At 72.2% G+C, this 15,156-nt stretch carries 16 protein-coding genes; 8 read left to right on the top strand and 8 right to left on the bottom strand.

Features of this window, described 5'->3' with window-relative positions:
• Positions 1-62 precede the first annotated feature (62 nt).
• From ACFXC1_RS18665 to ACFXC1_RS18655, 3 genes are read left to right on the top strand one after another with little or no spacing between them, the layout of a single operon-like run.
• Positions 63-527 carry a DUF2771 domain-containing protein gene (locus ACFXC1_RS18665; protein ID WP_317884615.1) on the top strand — a complete coding sequence of 155 codons (465 nt, stop codon included), beginning with the start codon at positions 63-65 and terminating at the stop codon, positions 525-527.
• Complete coding sequence (locus ACFXC1_RS18660) at positions 497-1,177, top strand: futalosine hydrolase (RefSeq protein WP_381244313.1); 681 nt, start codon at positions 497-499, stop codon at positions 1,175-1,177. The genes ACFXC1_RS18665 and ACFXC1_RS18660 overlap by 31 nt, the downstream gene beginning before the upstream one ends.
• Entirely contained in the window at positions 1,174-2,025 is an 852-nt protein-coding gene (locus ACFXC1_RS18655; RefSeq protein ID WP_381243973.1) for a 1,4-dihydroxy-6-naphthoate synthase, read from the top strand. Before ACFXC1_RS18660 ends, ACFXC1_RS18655 begins: the two co-directional genes overlap by 4 nt.
• A gap of 17 nt (positions 2,026-2,042) precedes the next feature.
• Here the strand turns inward: ACFXC1_RS18655 and ACFXC1_RS18650 are convergent, their stop codons facing one another.
• Entirely contained in the window at positions 2,043-2,426 is a 384-nt protein-coding gene (locus ACFXC1_RS18650; RefSeq protein ID WP_019072514.1) for a cold-shock protein, read from the bottom strand.
• Positions 2,427-2,564: 138 nt separating this feature from the next.
• Between ACFXC1_RS18650 and ACFXC1_RS18645 the strand changes: the two genes are divergently transcribed.
• Positions 2,565-2,813 (top strand): SUR7/PalI family protein, encoded by a 249-nt coding sequence (locus ACFXC1_RS18645; RefSeq protein WP_381243971.1) that lies wholly within the window; start codon positions 2,565-2,567, stop codon positions 2,811-2,813.
• Here ACFXC1_RS18645 and ACFXC1_RS18640 read toward each other — a convergent pair.
• Positions 2,792-3,445, bottom strand: coding sequence for an HAD family hydrolase (locus ACFXC1_RS18640; protein ID WP_381243969.1), 654 nt, complete (start codon positions 3,443-3,445; stop codon positions 2,792-2,794). The two genes, ACFXC1_RS18645 and ACFXC1_RS18640, sit on opposite strands and share 22 nt — an antisense overlap.
• A gap of 41 nt (positions 3,446-3,486) precedes the next feature.
• Complete coding sequence (locus ACFXC1_RS18635) at positions 3,487-4,476, bottom strand: hypothetical protein (protein ID WP_381243967.1); 990 nt, start codon at positions 4,474-4,476, stop codon at positions 3,487-3,489.
• A 130-nt stretch (positions 4,477-4,606) separates the two neighbouring features.
• Between ACFXC1_RS18635 and ACFXC1_RS18630 the strand changes: the two genes are divergently transcribed.
• The gene (locus tag ACFXC1_RS18630; protein ID WP_381243965.1) at positions 4,607-7,141 is read left to right on the top strand and encodes a helicase-associated domain-containing protein; all 2,535 of its coding nucleotides are present in this window, start codon (positions 4,607-4,609) and stop codon (positions 7,139-7,141) included.
• 41 nt (positions 7,142-7,182) lie between these two features.
• Here ACFXC1_RS18630 and ACFXC1_RS18625 read toward each other — a convergent pair whose 3' ends face one another.
• Entirely contained in the window at positions 7,183-7,707 is a 525-nt protein-coding gene (locus tag ACFXC1_RS18625) for an NUDIX hydrolase (RefSeq protein WP_381243963.1), read from the bottom strand.
• An 86-nt stretch (positions 7,708-7,793) separates the two neighbouring features.
• Here ACFXC1_RS18625 and ACFXC1_RS18620 point away from each other — a divergent pair, with 86 nt between their 5' ends.
• Positions 7,794-9,437: a DNA repair helicase XPB gene (locus tag ACFXC1_RS18620; RefSeq protein WP_381243961.1), complete on the top strand. Its 1,644-nt coding sequence runs from the start codon at positions 7,794-7,796 to the stop codon at positions 9,435-9,437.
• A 33-nt stretch (positions 9,438-9,470) separates the two neighbouring features.
• Here the strand turns inward: ACFXC1_RS18620 and ACFXC1_RS18615 are convergent, their stop codons facing one another.
• Complete coding sequence (locus ACFXC1_RS18615) at positions 9,471-9,653, bottom strand: hypothetical protein (RefSeq protein WP_086022036.1); 183 nt, start codon at positions 9,651-9,653, stop codon at positions 9,471-9,473.
• A 255-nt stretch (positions 9,654-9,908) separates the two neighbouring features.
• Between ACFXC1_RS18615 and ACFXC1_RS18610 the strand changes: the two genes are divergently transcribed.
• Positions 9,909-11,972: a HelD family protein gene (locus ACFXC1_RS18610; protein WP_381243960.1), complete on the top strand. Its 2,064-nt coding sequence runs from the start codon at positions 9,909-9,911 to the stop codon at positions 11,970-11,972.
• On the opposite strand, the gene ACFXC1_RS18605 is transcribed toward ACFXC1_RS18610, so the two are convergent.
• Positions 11,969-12,298 (bottom strand): ArsR/SmtB family transcription factor, encoded by a 330-nt coding sequence (locus ACFXC1_RS18605; protein ID WP_381243958.1) that lies wholly within the window; start codon positions 12,296-12,298, stop codon positions 11,969-11,971. The genes ACFXC1_RS18610 and ACFXC1_RS18605 overlap by 4 nt on opposite strands.
• 105 nt (positions 12,299-12,403) lie before the next feature.
• Here ACFXC1_RS18605 and ACFXC1_RS18600 point away from each other — a divergent pair, with 105 nt between their 5' ends.
• Positions 12,404-13,585, top strand: a complete 1,182-nt coding sequence (locus ACFXC1_RS18600) for an MFS transporter (RefSeq protein WP_381243956.1) — start codon at positions 12,404-12,406, stop codon at positions 13,583-13,585.
• 34 nt (positions 13,586-13,619) lie between these two features.
• Here the strand turns inward: ACFXC1_RS18600 and ACFXC1_RS18595 are convergent, their stop codons facing one another.
• Both ACFXC1_RS18595 and ACFXC1_RS18590 read right to left on the bottom strand, forming a co-directional pair.
• Positions 13,620-14,309 carry a copper homeostasis protein CutC gene (locus tag ACFXC1_RS18595; protein ID WP_381243954.1) on the bottom strand — a complete coding sequence of 230 codons (690 nt, stop codon included), beginning with the start codon at positions 14,307-14,309 and terminating at the stop codon, positions 13,620-13,622.
• 117 nt (positions 14,310-14,426) lie between these two features.
• Complete coding sequence (locus tag ACFXC1_RS18590; RefSeq protein ID WP_381243952.1) at positions 14,427-15,116, bottom strand: maleylpyruvate isomerase family mycothiol-dependent enzyme; 690 nt, start codon at positions 15,114-15,116, stop codon at positions 14,427-14,429.
• Between the last annotated feature and the right edge of the window lie 40 nt (positions 15,117-15,156).

Here is a 15,156-nt window from a genome sequence, read left to right as displayed (position 1 = left end):
CGGCCCGGCACGCCGCACCCCACGTGGCGGGAGGACTGGACGGGCCCGATAGCCTTCGCCCCATGACCATGCAATCCGCTGTGCGACGCCGCCGCGCCGTCGCCGCCGCCGGCGCCGTTTCCGCCGGACTGCTCGTCCTGTCGGCGTGCGACAAGCCGACGCCGATCTCGACGATCACCGTCGGGAGGAACTCGGTCCACACGGAGGCCACCTGCTACAACGACGGCGACGCGGTGAAGACCGCCGAGCTGACGAAGTGCCTGAAGGCCTCCACGTCGATCTCGGTCGACCCGGACGAGACCGTGCGCTTCGGTGTCGACCCGAAGATCGCCGACAACGGCTGGACGATCCTGATGAACGGTCAGCCGCTGACCGACTCCAGCAAGAAGACCTACCGGACGATCCCGGGCAGCGTGTTCTTCAACACCCAGTACGGCGCGACCGGCAACTCCACCGTCGTCTCCATCAAGGAGGGCGACAAGACGGTCAAGGGCATCTGGTCCTTCAAGTTCAAGAAGGACTCCTGACCACGTCGTCCCCACGCGTCCTCGTCGCCACCGCCGTCCCGGCCGAACGGGACGCGGTGGCACGGGCGTTGACCGGTGACGGGTTCACTGTCCTCGCCGTCGGGGTGGGCCCGGCCGCCGCTGCCGCCGGCACCGCGACCGCCCTCGCCCGCGCCTCCTACGACCTCGTCGTCTCCGCCGGGATCGGCGGCGGTTTCCAGCCCGGGGCGCCCGTCGGCTCCCTGGTGGTCGCCGACGAGATCACCGTCGCCGACCTGGGTGGGGAGACCCCCGGCGGGTTCCTCCCGGTCACCGAACTCGGCTTCGGCACCGTCACCCACCGTCCGCCGATCGCACTCGTACGAGCGCTGGCGAACGCGAGCGGGGCGCGCCCCGGGACCGTACTGACCGTGTCCACGGTGACCGGTACGGCCGCCCGCGCCACCGAACTCCGTGGCCGCCACCCCCGGGCCCTCGCGGAGGCGATGGAAGGCTTCGGCGTGGCCGAGGCGGCCGCCCTCCACGGCGTCCCCGTCCTGGAACTGCGCGCGGTCTCCAACCCCGTCGGCCCGCGCGACCGCGCCGCCTGGCGCATCGGCGACGCGCTCGCGGCCCTGACCGAGGGATTCGGGAAGTGCGCGCCCGTACTGGAGAGTTGGGAACAGGTATGACCGCTTCGACCGAGCCTTTGCAGATCGCCTACTCCCCCTGCCCGAACGACACCTTCGTCTTCGACGCCCTCGCGCACGGCCGGGTGCCGGGCGCGCCCGAGCTCGACGTGACCTTCGCGGACATCGACATCACCAACGGCATGGCCGAGCGCGGTGAGCTGGACGTCCTGAAGGTGTCGTACGCCGTGCTGCCGTACGTTCTCGACGAGTACGCGCTGCTGCCCTGCGGGGGCGCGCTGGGGCGGGGGTGCGGGCCGCTGGTGCTCACCCGGGGGCCGGGGGACCTGACGGGTCGTACGGTCGCCGTGCCGAGCGAGCGGTCGACCGCGTATCTGCTCTTCCGGCTCTGGGCGGCGGACACGATCCCGGGCGGGGTGGGCGAGATCGTCGTCATGCCGTTCCACGAGATCATGCCGGCCGTGCGGGACGGAAAGGTCGACGCGGGGCTCGTCATCCACGAGGCGCGCTTCACCTACCAGAACTACGGGCTGCACAAGCTCGCGGACATGGGCGAGCACTGGGAGGCGACCACCGGGCTGCCGATCCCGCTGGGCGCGATCATCGCCAAACGGTCCCTGGGCGCCCAGCAGTTGAACCTGCTCGCCGACTCGATCCGGACGTCCGTGCGCGCCGCCTGGGACGACCCCGAGGCCTCCCGCCCGTACGTCATGGCACACGCCCAGGAGATGGACCCGTCCGTCGCCGACCAGCACATCGGCCTGTACGTCAACGAGTTCACCACCGACCTCGGCGAGGACGGATACGCGGCGGTCCGGGGACTGTTGACGCGTGCGGCGGCCGAGGGGCTGGTGCCGCCCCTCGGGCCGAACGCGCTCGAATTCCCGTAGAACAGACGGTGTGGCGGCTATACGTCCAACTGGTCGGCGACCGCGCGGAGCAGGCCCGCGATCTTGCCGCCGGAGGCCTTGTCGGGGTAGCGGCCCTTCTCCAGCATCGGGGTGATGTTTTCGAGAAGGGTCGTCAAATCCTGGACGATGGAGGCCAGTTCGTCCGGCTTCTTTCGCTGGGCCGCCGCGACCGAGGGGGTCGGGTCGAGCAGCGTCACCGAGAGCGCCTGGTCGCCGCGCTGACCGGCGACGACCCCGAACTCCACGCGCTGTCCGGGCTTCAGGGCGTCAACTCCGGCGGGCAGTACCGAGGAATGGACGAAGACGTCGCCGCCGTCGTCGCGGGAGAGAAAGCCGAAGCCCTTCTCGCTGTTGAACCACTTGACCTTGCCGGTGGGCACGTCTGTCCTCGTCCTCGTACTCGTCGGAAAACTGCTCGGAAAACGCTGGGGAACTGCCGGTACCAAGGCTAATGGTCTTCAGGCCGGTGACAAGACGTCGCCGGACTGTTCCTGTGCGCAGGGAACTACCCTGGTCGAGTGCGTGACAAAACCCAAACGAATTCCGCCGTGGCCGGTGACCGGCTGATCCGTGCCGGTGCCGTCGTCTTCTTCGTCGGTGCGGTGGCCACACTCGTCACCGTGGTACCGCTGCTGCTCCACACGACGCCTTTTCCGACGTACATGTACCTCTTGAGCATGCTCATGGGCGTCGGATTTCTGCTCGCGGCCGCCGGCGTACTCCAGTCCGTCGCCGCCGGCCGCCGTCAGGCGCGCGCCACGAGGTAGTCCGAAAGCCATCGCGGGAACTCGGTGAGATCGCCGAGCACGACATCCGCACCGGCCGTCCGCAACTCCTCCGCATCGCACGGCCCGGTGGGGACGGCGACGGACAGCGCCTGGGCGCCGCGGGCACCGCGTACGTCACCGACGTGGTCGCCGACGTAGACGCTCGCGCCCTCCTCGCGCAGCGCCTCCGCCTTCTGCTCGGCCCACAGGTCGCCGATCACGGCGTCGGCGTCGATACCGAGGTGCGCGAGGTGCAGTTTCGCGTTGGGCTCGTACTTCGCGGTGACGACGACCGCCCGCCCGCCGGCCCCCCGCACGGCCGCTATCGCCTCGCGGGCGCCGGGCATCGCGGGGGTCGCGGCGATGGCGATCGCCGGGTACATCTCGCGGTACAGGTCGGACATCGCGGGCACCTGGTCCGCCGGGAACCAGTTGACCAACTCGTCGGCCAATGGCGGCCCGAGCCGGGTGATCGCCAGATCGGCGTCGATGTACGTCCCCGTCCGCTCCGCCAGCGCCAGATAGCAGGCGTGGATACCGGGCCGGGAGTCGATGAGGGTCATGTCGAGGTCGAAGCCGACGGTCGGGGCGGGCGGGGCCGGGTGCTGAGCGCGCGAGGTCATATGGGCCATTGTGCCCAGTACCCGTGGAGGCCAGGCAGTCGTGCCCCGTCCTACCTCTGCCGCTGCGAGCGCCACACGAGATACAGCGCCGACGCCACCGCCGCGCCCCGCACCACCCACGGCCAGGTCTCGGAGATGGCGTCGTTCATGTGGCCCTGCGCGATGGGGGTGCCCCAGCGGCCGGTGTTCCTGCCCCACAGCCAGACGACGCCGGCCGCGACGGCCGCCGTCGGCATGCCGATCACCGCCCACTTCGTCTCCGCGTCGGTCAGCCGCCGGGACGCGTAGGCGATGAGCCAACCGAGCAGCAGCGCGAACCAGTTGCCGAGTACGGCGCCCACGACGAGCAGCGCGGCGGCGATCAGGAGGAGGGGGTTGGACCAGCCTCCGGTGGGGAGGCGGGGGACGACGCGGCGCCTGCGGGCGGGGGCCTCCGGTGCCTGTTCGACGACCGGGGCGGCCACCGGCTCCGGTTCCTTCTGTTCCTTCTGGAGCGACTTCGGGGGCTCTTTCGGCGGCGGGGGCTTGAGCAGTTCCGGGATCTCCACGCCGCCGGTGAATCCGGGCACGCTGTCGCCGAGCGCGAAGCCGTTGCCCTCCGTCCGCCACCAGTCGGGCTGCAGCACGCTGTCGCCGAGCTCGGCCGCGCTCGCGAGGTGCGGCGGGGCGGCGGCGTTGTCGGGTTCCGGTGCGGGCGCGGCCTTGGCGGGGCGCGGGCGCGGTACGACCCGGCGCAGGCCCTTGGGCCGCAGATCGTCCTCGTGGTCGCGCTGTACGGGGACGGAGGTGGACGGGGCCCGGGGGACACCGGCGCCGGTGCCGGCCGCGGCGACGACCTCGTCCGGGGAGCCGAGGCCCTTCAGGATGCGCTGGACGGCGGCGGGGGTGTCGGCGGTGGCTCCGGCGCGCTGCCGGTCGATCTCGTTGCGCAGCTCCGACACCAGCCGCATCCGGGTGACCGAGGGCAGCTGGCGTTGCTGCGCGACGTCACCGACGCGGCTCAGATACTCGTAGACGACCTGGTCGCTCTCGATACCCACGAAGTCCCCTCCGGGGCGGGTGCGTTGGATACCCCGTGGTGACAGACGTTACCGCCAGCGGGCCCGGTGCCGGGAACCTCACGTCGTGCGCGCTCCCCCGCGGTCACACCCACCCGCTACCGTGGGTCGGATGAGCACTCCGGCCACGCCGCCCCGTTCGCTCGCGGAGGCACTCCGAACCAGGGACGACGTCTCCCTGGCCGCGCTGCTGCGCAGCCGCCCCGACCTCATCACGCCCGTGCCGACCGATCTCACCCAGCTCGCGACCAGGGCCGGAACGCGCGCTTCGGTGGTGCGGGCGCTGGAGCGGCTGGACCGTTTCACGCTGCAGACGGCGCAGGCCCTGGCCGTGGCGGCGGACCCGGCGCCGTACGACGAGCTGCTCGGGCTGATGGCGGGCGACGCGCGCGATCCGGCGGTGGTGAACGCGCTGCCGCGCGCCGTCGCGGCGCTGCGCGAGCAGGCGCTCGTGTGGGGTGCGGACGACCGGCTGCGGCTGGTGCGGACGGCGCGTGAGCTGCTGGCGCCGGCGCCGCAGCATCCGTCGCCGACCGGGCTCGGTCCTACGGTCGCGGAGGCCACGGCGGGCATGTCGCCGGGCCGGATCCAGGAGCTCGTGACGGGGGCGGGCCTGCCCTCCACGCACGACCCGGTGTCGGCGGTGGCCGCGCTCACCAAGCTGTTCACGTCCCGGCGGCGGATGAAGGCGCTGCTGGCCGGTGCCCCCGAGGAGTCCCTGGAGGTACTGAACCGACTGGTCTGGGGGCCGCCGTACGGGCAGGTGACGGCCGATCCGGCGGCCCGGCTGCGCTGGCTCATCGACCGGGGGCTGCTGCTGCCGACGGCGCCCGGCACGGTCGTACTGCCGCGTGAGGTGGCCCTGCATCTGCGGGCCGGGCGGGCGCACCGGGAGACGGAGCCGGTGGCTCCGGCGGTGGAGGCGAAGGCGACGCACCGTCCACAGGTTGTGGACGCGGCGGCGGCCGGGCAGGCGTACACGGCGCTGGCGACGGTCGAGGAGCTGCTGAAGGACTGGGACGAGGGCGGGCCGACGGTGCTGCGGGCCGGTGGCCTCAGCATCCGCGACCTGAAGCGGACCGCCGTCGCGCTGGACCTGGCGGAGCCGGTCGCCGCGTTCTGGGTCGAACTCGCCTATGCGGCGGGCCTGTTGGCGTCCGACGGCGAGGCGGACGAACGGTATGCGGCGACCCCGGCCTACGACGAGTGGCTGCAACAGCCCGCCGCGCAGCGCTGGACGCACCTCGCGGAGACCTGGCTGACGGGGACCCGGACGTCCGGGCTGGTCGGCGGTCGGGACGCCAAGGAGCGCACGCTGTCGGCACTGGGCCCCGGCCTCGACCGCTCGGCCGCCCCGGAGGTACGGCACCGGGTGCTCACGCTGCTCGCCGCGCTTCCCGAGGGCACCTCGCCGTCCACGGAGTCGCTGCTGGCCCGGCTGCGCTGGGAACGCCCGCCGCGCGGAACGGGCGGTACGGCGCCGCAGTCCGAGGAGGACCTGCGCAGCCGCCTGGCCCGCTGGGCCCTGAACGAGGCGGAGTTGCTGGGGGTGACGGGGCGGGGCGCTCTGTCGGGGCAGGGGCGGGCGCTGCTGGGGGCGGCGGGTGGCACCACGGCGAAGGGCGCGCCTTCCGGTCCCGGCGACAAGCTGCCCGTCCACCACCGCGCGCCCACTCCCCCCGAGCCCCTCTCCCCCGCGGAGCAGGCCGTGGCGAGTGCCGCCGCCGCTCGGCTGCTCGCTCCGCTGCTGCCCGAGCCGTTGGACCACGTCCTGTTGCAGGCGGATCTGACGGCGGTGGCCCCGGGCCCGCTGCAACGGCCGCTGGCCGATGTGCTGGACGTGCTCGCGGACGTGGAGTCGAAGGGCGGTGCCACGGTCTACCGCTTCACGCCGGGCTCGGTGCGCCGCGCCCTGGACGCCGGCCGCTCGGCCTCCGATCTGCACGACTTCCTCACCGCGCACTCCCGTACGCCCGTCCCGCAGCCCCTCGCCTATCTGATCGACGACGTGGCCCGCAGACACGGCCATCTGCGGATCGGCGCGGCCTCGGCGTATGTGCGGTGCGACGACGACGCGGTGCTCAGCGAGATCCTCGCGGACAAACGCTCGGCGGGCCTGCGTCTGCGCCGCCTGGCGCCGACCGTGCTGGCGGCGCAGGCGGATCCGGCGGCGCTCCTGGACGGGCTGCGCGCGATGGGTTTCGCGCCGGCCGCCGAGTCCGCGGACGGCGATGTCGTCATCACCCGCGCCCACGCCCACCGCACCCCACCCCGCACGGCCCCGGAACCCGTACCGGACGGTCCGCCGACCCCGGACACGACCCTCCTGTCGGCGGCGATCCGCGCGATCAGGGCGGGCGACCGCGCCTCCACGACGCCCCTGAAGCCGTCGACGACCCCGGCGCCGGCCGGTGAACTCCCGCGCACCGGCTCCGCCGAGACCCTCGCCACGATGCAGGCCGCCGTCCTCACCGGCACCACCCTCTGGATCGGCTACGTCAACGCCGAGGGCGCCGCCAGCCAGCGCGTCATCGCCCCCATCCGCGTGGAGGGCGGCTTCGTCACGGCGTACGACCACACGGCGGACGAGGTACGGACGTATCCGCTGCACCGGGTGACGGGGGTGGCGGAGCTGGCGGAGGGGTAGGGGGTGACTCTGAAAAAGTGTGTCACTTTCCTGCGGAAGTGTCACACTTTTTCGGAGGGGTCCCCCGCCCCGGCCGCCTCGCCTCGGCCCAGATAGCGGTCCAGCGCCTCGACGGAGTCCGCCACGAACGTCGGGCGCCGGGCCATCTCCCGCAGCTCGTCCTCCGTGACCCACGCGTGCCAGGAGATCTCGGCCGGGTCGGGGGTGATGTCCGTACCGACGACCGCTTCGTGGACGCCCATCCAGTACGGGCTGATCGCGCCCCGGCACAGGTACTTGAAGGCGAACCGGACCGGCGCCCGTACTCCGAGTTCCTCGGTGAGTTCACGGGCCGCCGCCTCCTCGTAGGACTCCCCGGCCTCCGCGGCGCCGCCGACCAGGAAGTTGTACTGCCCCGGGAACCGGGACATGTCCGCCGCCCGCCGGTGCACCAGGACCCGGCCCTCCCCGTCCCGGCAGACGGTCGTCGCGACGCGGTGCAGCCAGTGGTGCGCGATGGCCTCGCCCCGGTCCACGGTCCCGACCACCCGATCCTGTTCGTCCACCCGTTCCACCAGTTCTCCCATGGCCTCCACCCTCGCAGGGCCGGCCGTGATCATCGGCCGGTAGTGCACACTGGACGTTTGGCCGTGCGGAAGGGATGTGTACGTACGTGAATGGCCCCCTCATCGTCCAGTCCGACAAGACCCTGCTCCTCGAGGTCGATCACGAGCGAGCCGACGACTGCCGGCGCGCCATCGCGCCGTTCGCCGAGCTGGAGCGGGCGCCCGAGCACATCCACACCTACCGGGTGACACCGCTCGGGCTGTGGAACGCGCGGGCCGCCGGGCACGACGCCGAGCAGGTCGTGGACGCGCTCGTCGAGTACAGCCGGTACCCCGTGCCGCACGCGCTGCTGGTCGACATCGCCGAGACCATGGACCGCTACGGCCGGCTCACCCTGTCCAAGCACCCCGCGCACGGGCTCGTCCTCACCACCACCGACCGGCCGGTGCTGGAGGAGATCCTGCGCTCGAAGCGGGTCGCCCCGCTGGTCGGCGCCCGGCTCGACCCGGACACCGTGGCCGTGCACCCCTCCGAGCGCGGGCAGATCAAGCAGGTGCTGCTGAAGCTGGGCTGGCCGGCCGAGGACCTCGCCGGGTACGTCGACGGCGAGGCGCACGCGATCGAACTGGACGAGAACGGCTGGGCGCTGCGCCCGTACCAGAAGCAGGCTGTGGAGAACTTCTGGCACGGCGGGAGTGGTGTCGTCGTGCTGCCGTGCGGGGCCGGCAAGACCCTGGTCGGGGCCGGGGCGATGGCGCAGGCCAAGTCGACCACGCTCATCCTCGTCACCAACACCGTCTCCGCCCGGCAGTGGAAGCACGAGCTGATCAAGCGGACCTCCCTGACCGAGGAGGAGATCGGCGAGTACAGCGGGACCCGGAAGGAGATCCGGCCCGTCACCATCGCCACCTACCAGGTACTGACGACCCGGCGGAAGGGGATCTACCCCCACCTGGAACTCTTCGACTCCCGCGACTGGGGCCTGATCCTCTACGACGAGGTGCATCTCCTGCCCGCGCCCGTCTTCAAGTTCACCGCCGACCTCCAGGCCCGGCGCCGTCTCGGTCTGACCGCGACCCTCGTCCGCGAGGACGGCCGGGAGTCGGACGTGTTCTCCCTCATCGGGCCGAAGCGCTTCGACGCGCCCTGGAAGGAGATCGAGGCGCAGGGTTACATCGCGCCCGCCGACTGTGTGGAGGTGCGCGTCAACCTCACGGACTCCGAGCGGCTCGCCTATGCCACCGCCGAGGCCGAGGAGAAGTACCGCTTCTGTGCGACCACCGCGACGAAGCGGAAGGTCACGGAGGCGATCGTGCGGCGCTTCGCGGGCCAGCAGATCCTCGTCATCGGCCAGTACATCGACCAACTCGACGAGCTGGGCGAGCACTTGAACGCGCCGGTCATCAAGGGCGAGACGTCCAACGCCCAGCGGGAGAAGCTCTTCGGTGCCTTCCGCGAGGGCGAGATCAGCGTCCTCGTCGTCTCCAAGGTCGCCAACTTCTCCATCGACCTGCCGGAGGCGACCGTCGCGATCCAGGTCTCCGGCACCTTCGGCTCCCGCCAGGAGGAGGCCCAGCGCCTCGGCCGGGTCCTGCGCCCCAAGGCCGACGGCCATCAGGCCCACTTCTACTCGGTCGTCGCCCGCGACACGATCGACCAGGACTTCGCCGCCCACCGCCAGCGCTTCCTGGCCGAACAGGGCTACGCGTACCGGATCATGGACGCGGACGAGATCCTCGCGGAGAGCTGAGCCCGGGAAGGCTGCCGTAAGTGACCCCTGCGGTCACTTACGGCGTATGCCCGCTTCCTCGCCGTACTCTCCGAGGACGACCACGCTGAACGCGGCGCCCGCGAACACTTTTATGGCGCGCAGGGCATTGCCCAGGCGATGGGGGTGGCTGCCGCCGGTCGCCGGTGTGGCACCGGACGGGCGGACGGGGACCGGGTGGATGGTTGCTGCGCTCATGAATCCATGGTGCGTCTTGGGACATAAGGTCGGCATCGGTCCTGAGAGCCAACCTCGAAGCCGCCCGCGTACGCCTCCGGGCTGACCCGTTCCCCCGTCGGGTGGAGGGGTCGTCCCCTAGGGGACGGAAAACGATTGGCCCCCACCGGGCCCGCGTCACTAAACTCTCCGCTCTTGCCCGCCTCCCCGCAGGGAGTGCCACCGCCCGGACGGAAACCGGTCGGTATCCCACTTGAGTCTTCCGGAGGCACCCCCTTGTCCACGCCCGCCGCCGACCCCGTCGGCCATCCCCTCGACGACCCCCTCGCCCGCGAACGCACCCACCTCGCCTCCTCCCGTTCCGCGCTGCGCGCCATGCGCGAGGACGTCGAGTCCCTCGACATCAAGGACGTCACGGCGAACTGGGTCAACGCCGAGGTGCTGGCCCGCCAGATCGACGAGCGCATCAAGGCGCTGGCCGACCTCAGCGACACCCCGCTGTTCTTCGGCCGCCTCAACTACCTGCACGCTCCCGGCGCCGAGCACGCGGAGGGCGCGGAGGGCGAGCAGTTCTACATCGGGCGCCGGCATGTGCACGACGGCGACGGCGACCCGATGGTGATCGACTGGCGGGCGCCGGTCTCGCAGCCGTTCTACCGGGCGTCGAAGAAGGACCCGCAGGACATCTCGCTGCGCCGCCGCTTCGGTTACACGGGCGGCGAGCTCACGGCCTACGAGGACGAGCACCTCATGGACCCCGCCGAGGCCGCCGCCACCAGCAAACTGCTCCAGCAGGAGATCGAACGGCCCCGCGTCGGCCCGATGCGCGACATCGTCGCCACCATCCAGCCCGAGCAGGACGAGATCGTGCGGTCCGGACTCGGCGGGACGGTGTGCGTGCAGGGCGGGCCCGGGACCGGGAAGACCGCCGTCGGCCTGCACCGGGTCGCCTATCTCCTCTACGCCCACCGCGAGCGGCTGGCCCGCACCGGCACCCTCGTCATCGGGCCGAACAAGTCCTTCCTCCACTACATCGAGCAAGTCCTGCCCGCACTGGGTGAGTTGACGGTCCGTCAGGGCACGGTCGACGACCTGGTCGCCCATGTCGAGGTGCGCGGCACGGACGAGGCCCCGGCCGCCGTCATCAAGGGCGACGCACGGATGGCCGAGGTGCTCCGCAGGGCCGTCTACTCGCACGTGAGCATCCCGACCGAGCCGGTGATGGTGGTGCGCGGCTCGCGCCGCTGGCGGGTCCCGGCGTACGAACTCGAAGCCATCGTGCGGGAGTTGCTCGACCGCGACATCCGCTACGGCGCCGCCCGCGAGGCCCTCCCGCAGCGCATCGCGCATGCCGTGCTGGTGCAGATGGAGCGGTCGGGGGAGGCGCCGGACGACCGGGTGCAGGACGCGGTGGCGCGCAACACGGCGGTGAAGGCGGCCGTGAAGGCGGTGTGGCCGCCGGTCGAGCCGGAGAAGCTGGTGCTGCGGCTGCTCACGGACGCGGAGTTCCTCGCCGCCCACGCGGACGGGATCCTCGACGAGGACGAACAGAAGACGATCCTCTGGCAGAAGCCCGTCCGAAGCGTGAAGGCCGCCAAGTGGGCCGCCGCGGACGCCGTGTTGATCGACGAGGCGACCGACATCGTCCAGCGGACGCACTCGCTCGGGCATGTGGTGCTGGACGAGGCGCAGGACCTCTCCCCGATGCAGTACCGCGCGGTCGGCCGCCGCTGCACCACCGGTTCCGCGACCGTCCTCGGCGACCTGGCGCAGGGCACCACGCCCTGGGCGACGCGGAGTTGGGACGAGGCGCTGGCCCATCTCGGCAAGTCGGACGGTGTGATCGAGGAGTTGACGGCCGGTTTCCGCGTACCGACGGACGTCATCACCTACGCATCCCGGCTGCTCCCCCACATCGCGCCGGGCCTGACCCCGGTCGCCTCGGTCCGTGAGAACCCGGGCTTCTTCGACCTCCGCGAGACCGCCGGGACGGCCGAAGTGGTCGCCGCCTGCGCGGAGTTGCTGCGCAACGAGGGTTCGACGGGCCTGATCGCGGCGGACGCCCGCGTCCCCGAGCTGGCCGAGGCCCTGACGGCGGCGGGCATCGGCTACATCGACCCGGGCGAGGAGACGACCGTGGACACGCGTCTGACCCTGGTCCCGGCCTCGCTCGCGAAGGGCCTGGAGTACGACTACGTGGTCCTCGACGAGCCGCGGGCAGTGGTCGACGGCGAACCGGACGAACGCACCGGCCTGCGCCGCCTGTACGTCGCCCTGACCCGAGCGGTCTCGGGCCTGATCGTCACGCACACGGCACCGCTTCCGTCCCAACTCGCCTAATCAGGCAGGGACTTCAGCAGGGAGTCCAGCAGTCCGGGGAACCTCGCGTCCAGGTCGTCCCGCCGCAGCTGCACATAGCGGTTGCGGCCGACGGCCCGCGTCGAGGTGAGCCCGGCCTCACGCATGATCTTCATGTGGTGCGAGACGGTCGACTTGTGCAGATGGGCGACGCCGAGCGCGTCGGGCGCGCAGCTGAACCGCTCCCCCGTCGCGTACACCTTCAGCAGCGACAGCCGCACCGGGTCACCGAGCGCCTGCAACACCTTGACCAGCTCGATGTCCTCGACGTCCGGCTGTGGCAGCCACTCGTTCTCCGCCTCGCTCACGGGCGCACCCCTCTCCGTACCGTTTGACAATCATCCAACAGTCCCTATTGTTTGACCAACGTCAAACCGTTGCGCAGCCCTGCGCCGGACGCACCTGGGGGACCCGTGCGCCTACGCCTGCTCCTGCTCGCCCTCGGAACCTTCGCCGTCGGAACCGACGGCATGGTGACGGCCGGCATCCTGCCGCTCGTCGCCCGCGATCTGGACGTCTCCATCTCGGTCGCCGGCCAGATGGTCACCGTCTTCGCCCTCTCCTACGGCGTCCTCGCCCCCGTCCTGGCCACCGTCACCGCCCGCTGGCCCCGCCGCCGCACCCTCCTCACGGCGCTCGCCGTCTTCAGCGCCGCCAACGCCCTTACGGCGCTTGCCCCTTCGTACGACGCACTGCTCGCCACCCGCGTGCTGGCCGCCGTAGGAGCCGCTCTCTACACCCCTACCGCGAACGCCGTGGCGACGACCCTGGTGCCCGCCGAGCGGCGCGGGCGGGCGATCGCGGTCGTGATGGGCGGGCTGACCGTCGCGACCGCGCTCGGGGTGCCGCTGGGCACCTGGATCGGCCGTACGGACTGGCGGCTCACGATGTGGCTGGTGACCGGGCTCGGAGTGGCCGCCTTCGCCGGGCTGGCCCTGCTGCTGCCCGAACTGCCGCAGCCGGCGGCCGCGTTGAGCCTGCGCGCGCGGTTCGCCCCGCTCGCCGACCGGCGGGTGCTGGGCGCGGCCGGCACCACCTTCCTGGTCTTCCTCGCCTTCCAGACGACGTACATCTACTACACGGTGGCCACCCGGCACGCGACCCACGGCTCCCAGGACCGGCTGACCCTGCTGCTCCTGGTGTCCGGCTGCTCGGCGGTCGCGGGCTCGTCGCTGGGCGGGCGGCTGATCGACCGGTGGGGACCCCGGGTGGTGATCCTGTCCGCGAGCACGGCCTACGTGGCGCTGGCGGCCGCCGCTCCCTGGACGCTGCGCACCATGCCGACCGCGCTCGTCTCCTCCGCGCTCACCCCGGTGTTCGGCTGGTCCATCATGGTCGGCCAGATCACCCGCGTCACCTCGCTCGACCCCGCCAACGCACCCGTGCTGATCTCCCTCAACAGCAGCGCCCTCTACCTCGGCATGGCCGCGGCCGGCGGCACCGGCAGCCTGGCCCTGAGCCTCTTCGGCGAGCGCTGGTTCCTGCTGGCGGGAGCGGGACTCGCCCTGCTGGCGACGGTCGTCGCCGCCCTGACGACACGGCCGGCACCGCAGCCGCGCGTGTCCACCGACACCCCGGAACCGGCGCGGACTTGAGGGCGTGCACGCGCCCGGCACGACCGACCGCGCCTCACCCGTCGAGCGCGACCCGCCACTCCCCGACCGCCGCCGCCGACACCGGCCGCTCCCAGCCCTCGGGCCGGGCGGCGCCGCCGATGTGGAAGGCGTCGACTCCGGCGGCGCGCAGGGTGGGGACGTGGTCCAGGCGGAGGCCGCCGCCGACCAGGATGCGCTGTTCGTAGCCGGGTTCGCCGCGCAGGGCCGCCTCGCGGAGCAGGGCGGGGAGGCCGTCGTCGACGCCGTCGGCCGAGCCGGCGGTGAGGTAGGTGTCGAGGCCGGGCAGGTCGGCGAGCTGCTTGCGGAGGGCGTCGCGGTCGGCGGCGCGGTCGATCGCGCGGTGGAACGTCCAGGCGCAGCCGTCCAGTTCGGCGACGACGCGTTCCACCGCGTCCAGGTCGACCCCGCCGTCCGGGTCGAGGAACCCGAGCACGAACTGGTCGGCGCCGGCCGCCCGCAGCTCCCCGGCGACCCGTACCAGCCGGTGCGTGTCGCCCGCGGCGAAGCCGTCCGCGAGGCGGATCATCACGCGCAGGTCGATGTCCACGGCGGCGCGGATCGCGGCGAAGGTCTCGACCGGCGGGGTCAGTCCGTCGGCCGCGATGTCGGTGACCACTTCGAGGCGGTCCGCGCCTCCGGCCTGGGCGGCGATCGCGTCCTCGGCGCCGAGGGCGATCACCTCCAGGACTGCACGCGTGCTCATAGGACCCCTTCCGTCGTGTTCCCTGGAGCGGCTACAGGTCTAGTCCAATCTCAGGGTACGCGGGCGGGCAGGGGGCCGCGAGATCACCCCCGCGAACGGCGAACGGCGAACGGCGGCTTACGGCCATGAGCCGAAGATGTTCAGCTCCGCCGGCTCCGCCCCCGCCAGCTCGTACACCGTCCCCTCCGGCACCGGGCGCCCCGTGTACAGCCGTACGAGGGTGGCCGCGTCGCCGATGTACCGGGCGGGGGTGCGGTCGCCCGACACATCGCCCAGCCGGAGCGGATCGTCCAGGTCGTCGAGGTCGGCGTGGAGAGGCCGGTGGTTTCTCTGACGGGTCACAAGGGCGAGAAGGGTTAGGGCGGACGCCAGCCTTTCGCCCCCATAGGCTCCGGGCTCGCCGAGCGTGTCCCGTACGTCGCCTGCGTGCACCCACTCGCCGAGCGCGACCGCGTCCAGCGCCCCGCCCGCGCGGGCGATCACCGCACCGGCCTCGGTCATCCCGCGCTCCAGTTCGTCGACGACCCGCGCGTTGCTCCAGTCCGCCCGCTCGGCGATGTCCCGGTCATTGGCCTCCGGCGAGAACACCCCTTCCTCGAACCGGCGCTCCACCACCCGCATGAGCGCGGACGAGCAGTGTGCGAGCACGTCCCGCACGGTCCAGCCGGGACACGCGTCGGTCGCCAGCGCGAAGTCCTCCTCGGAGCGGGACCGCAGCAGCGGGATCAGCGCGTCGCGCTCACCGGCGAGGAGCCGCCCGGGCAGTTCGGGATCACGTACGTCGTGCGTCGTATCGGCGTAAGTCATGGGTCCCACGCTAGGGGCGGGGCCACGGGAGGAAAATAAG

It is taken from the genome of Streptomyces hokutonensis, assembly GCF_042751305.1.
Taxonomy (GTDB): Bacteria; Actinomycetota; Actinomycetes; order Streptomycetales; family Streptomycetaceae; genus Streptomyces; species Streptomyces hokutonensis_A.
This window is presented reverse-complemented; position numbering and strand designations above follow the sequence as displayed.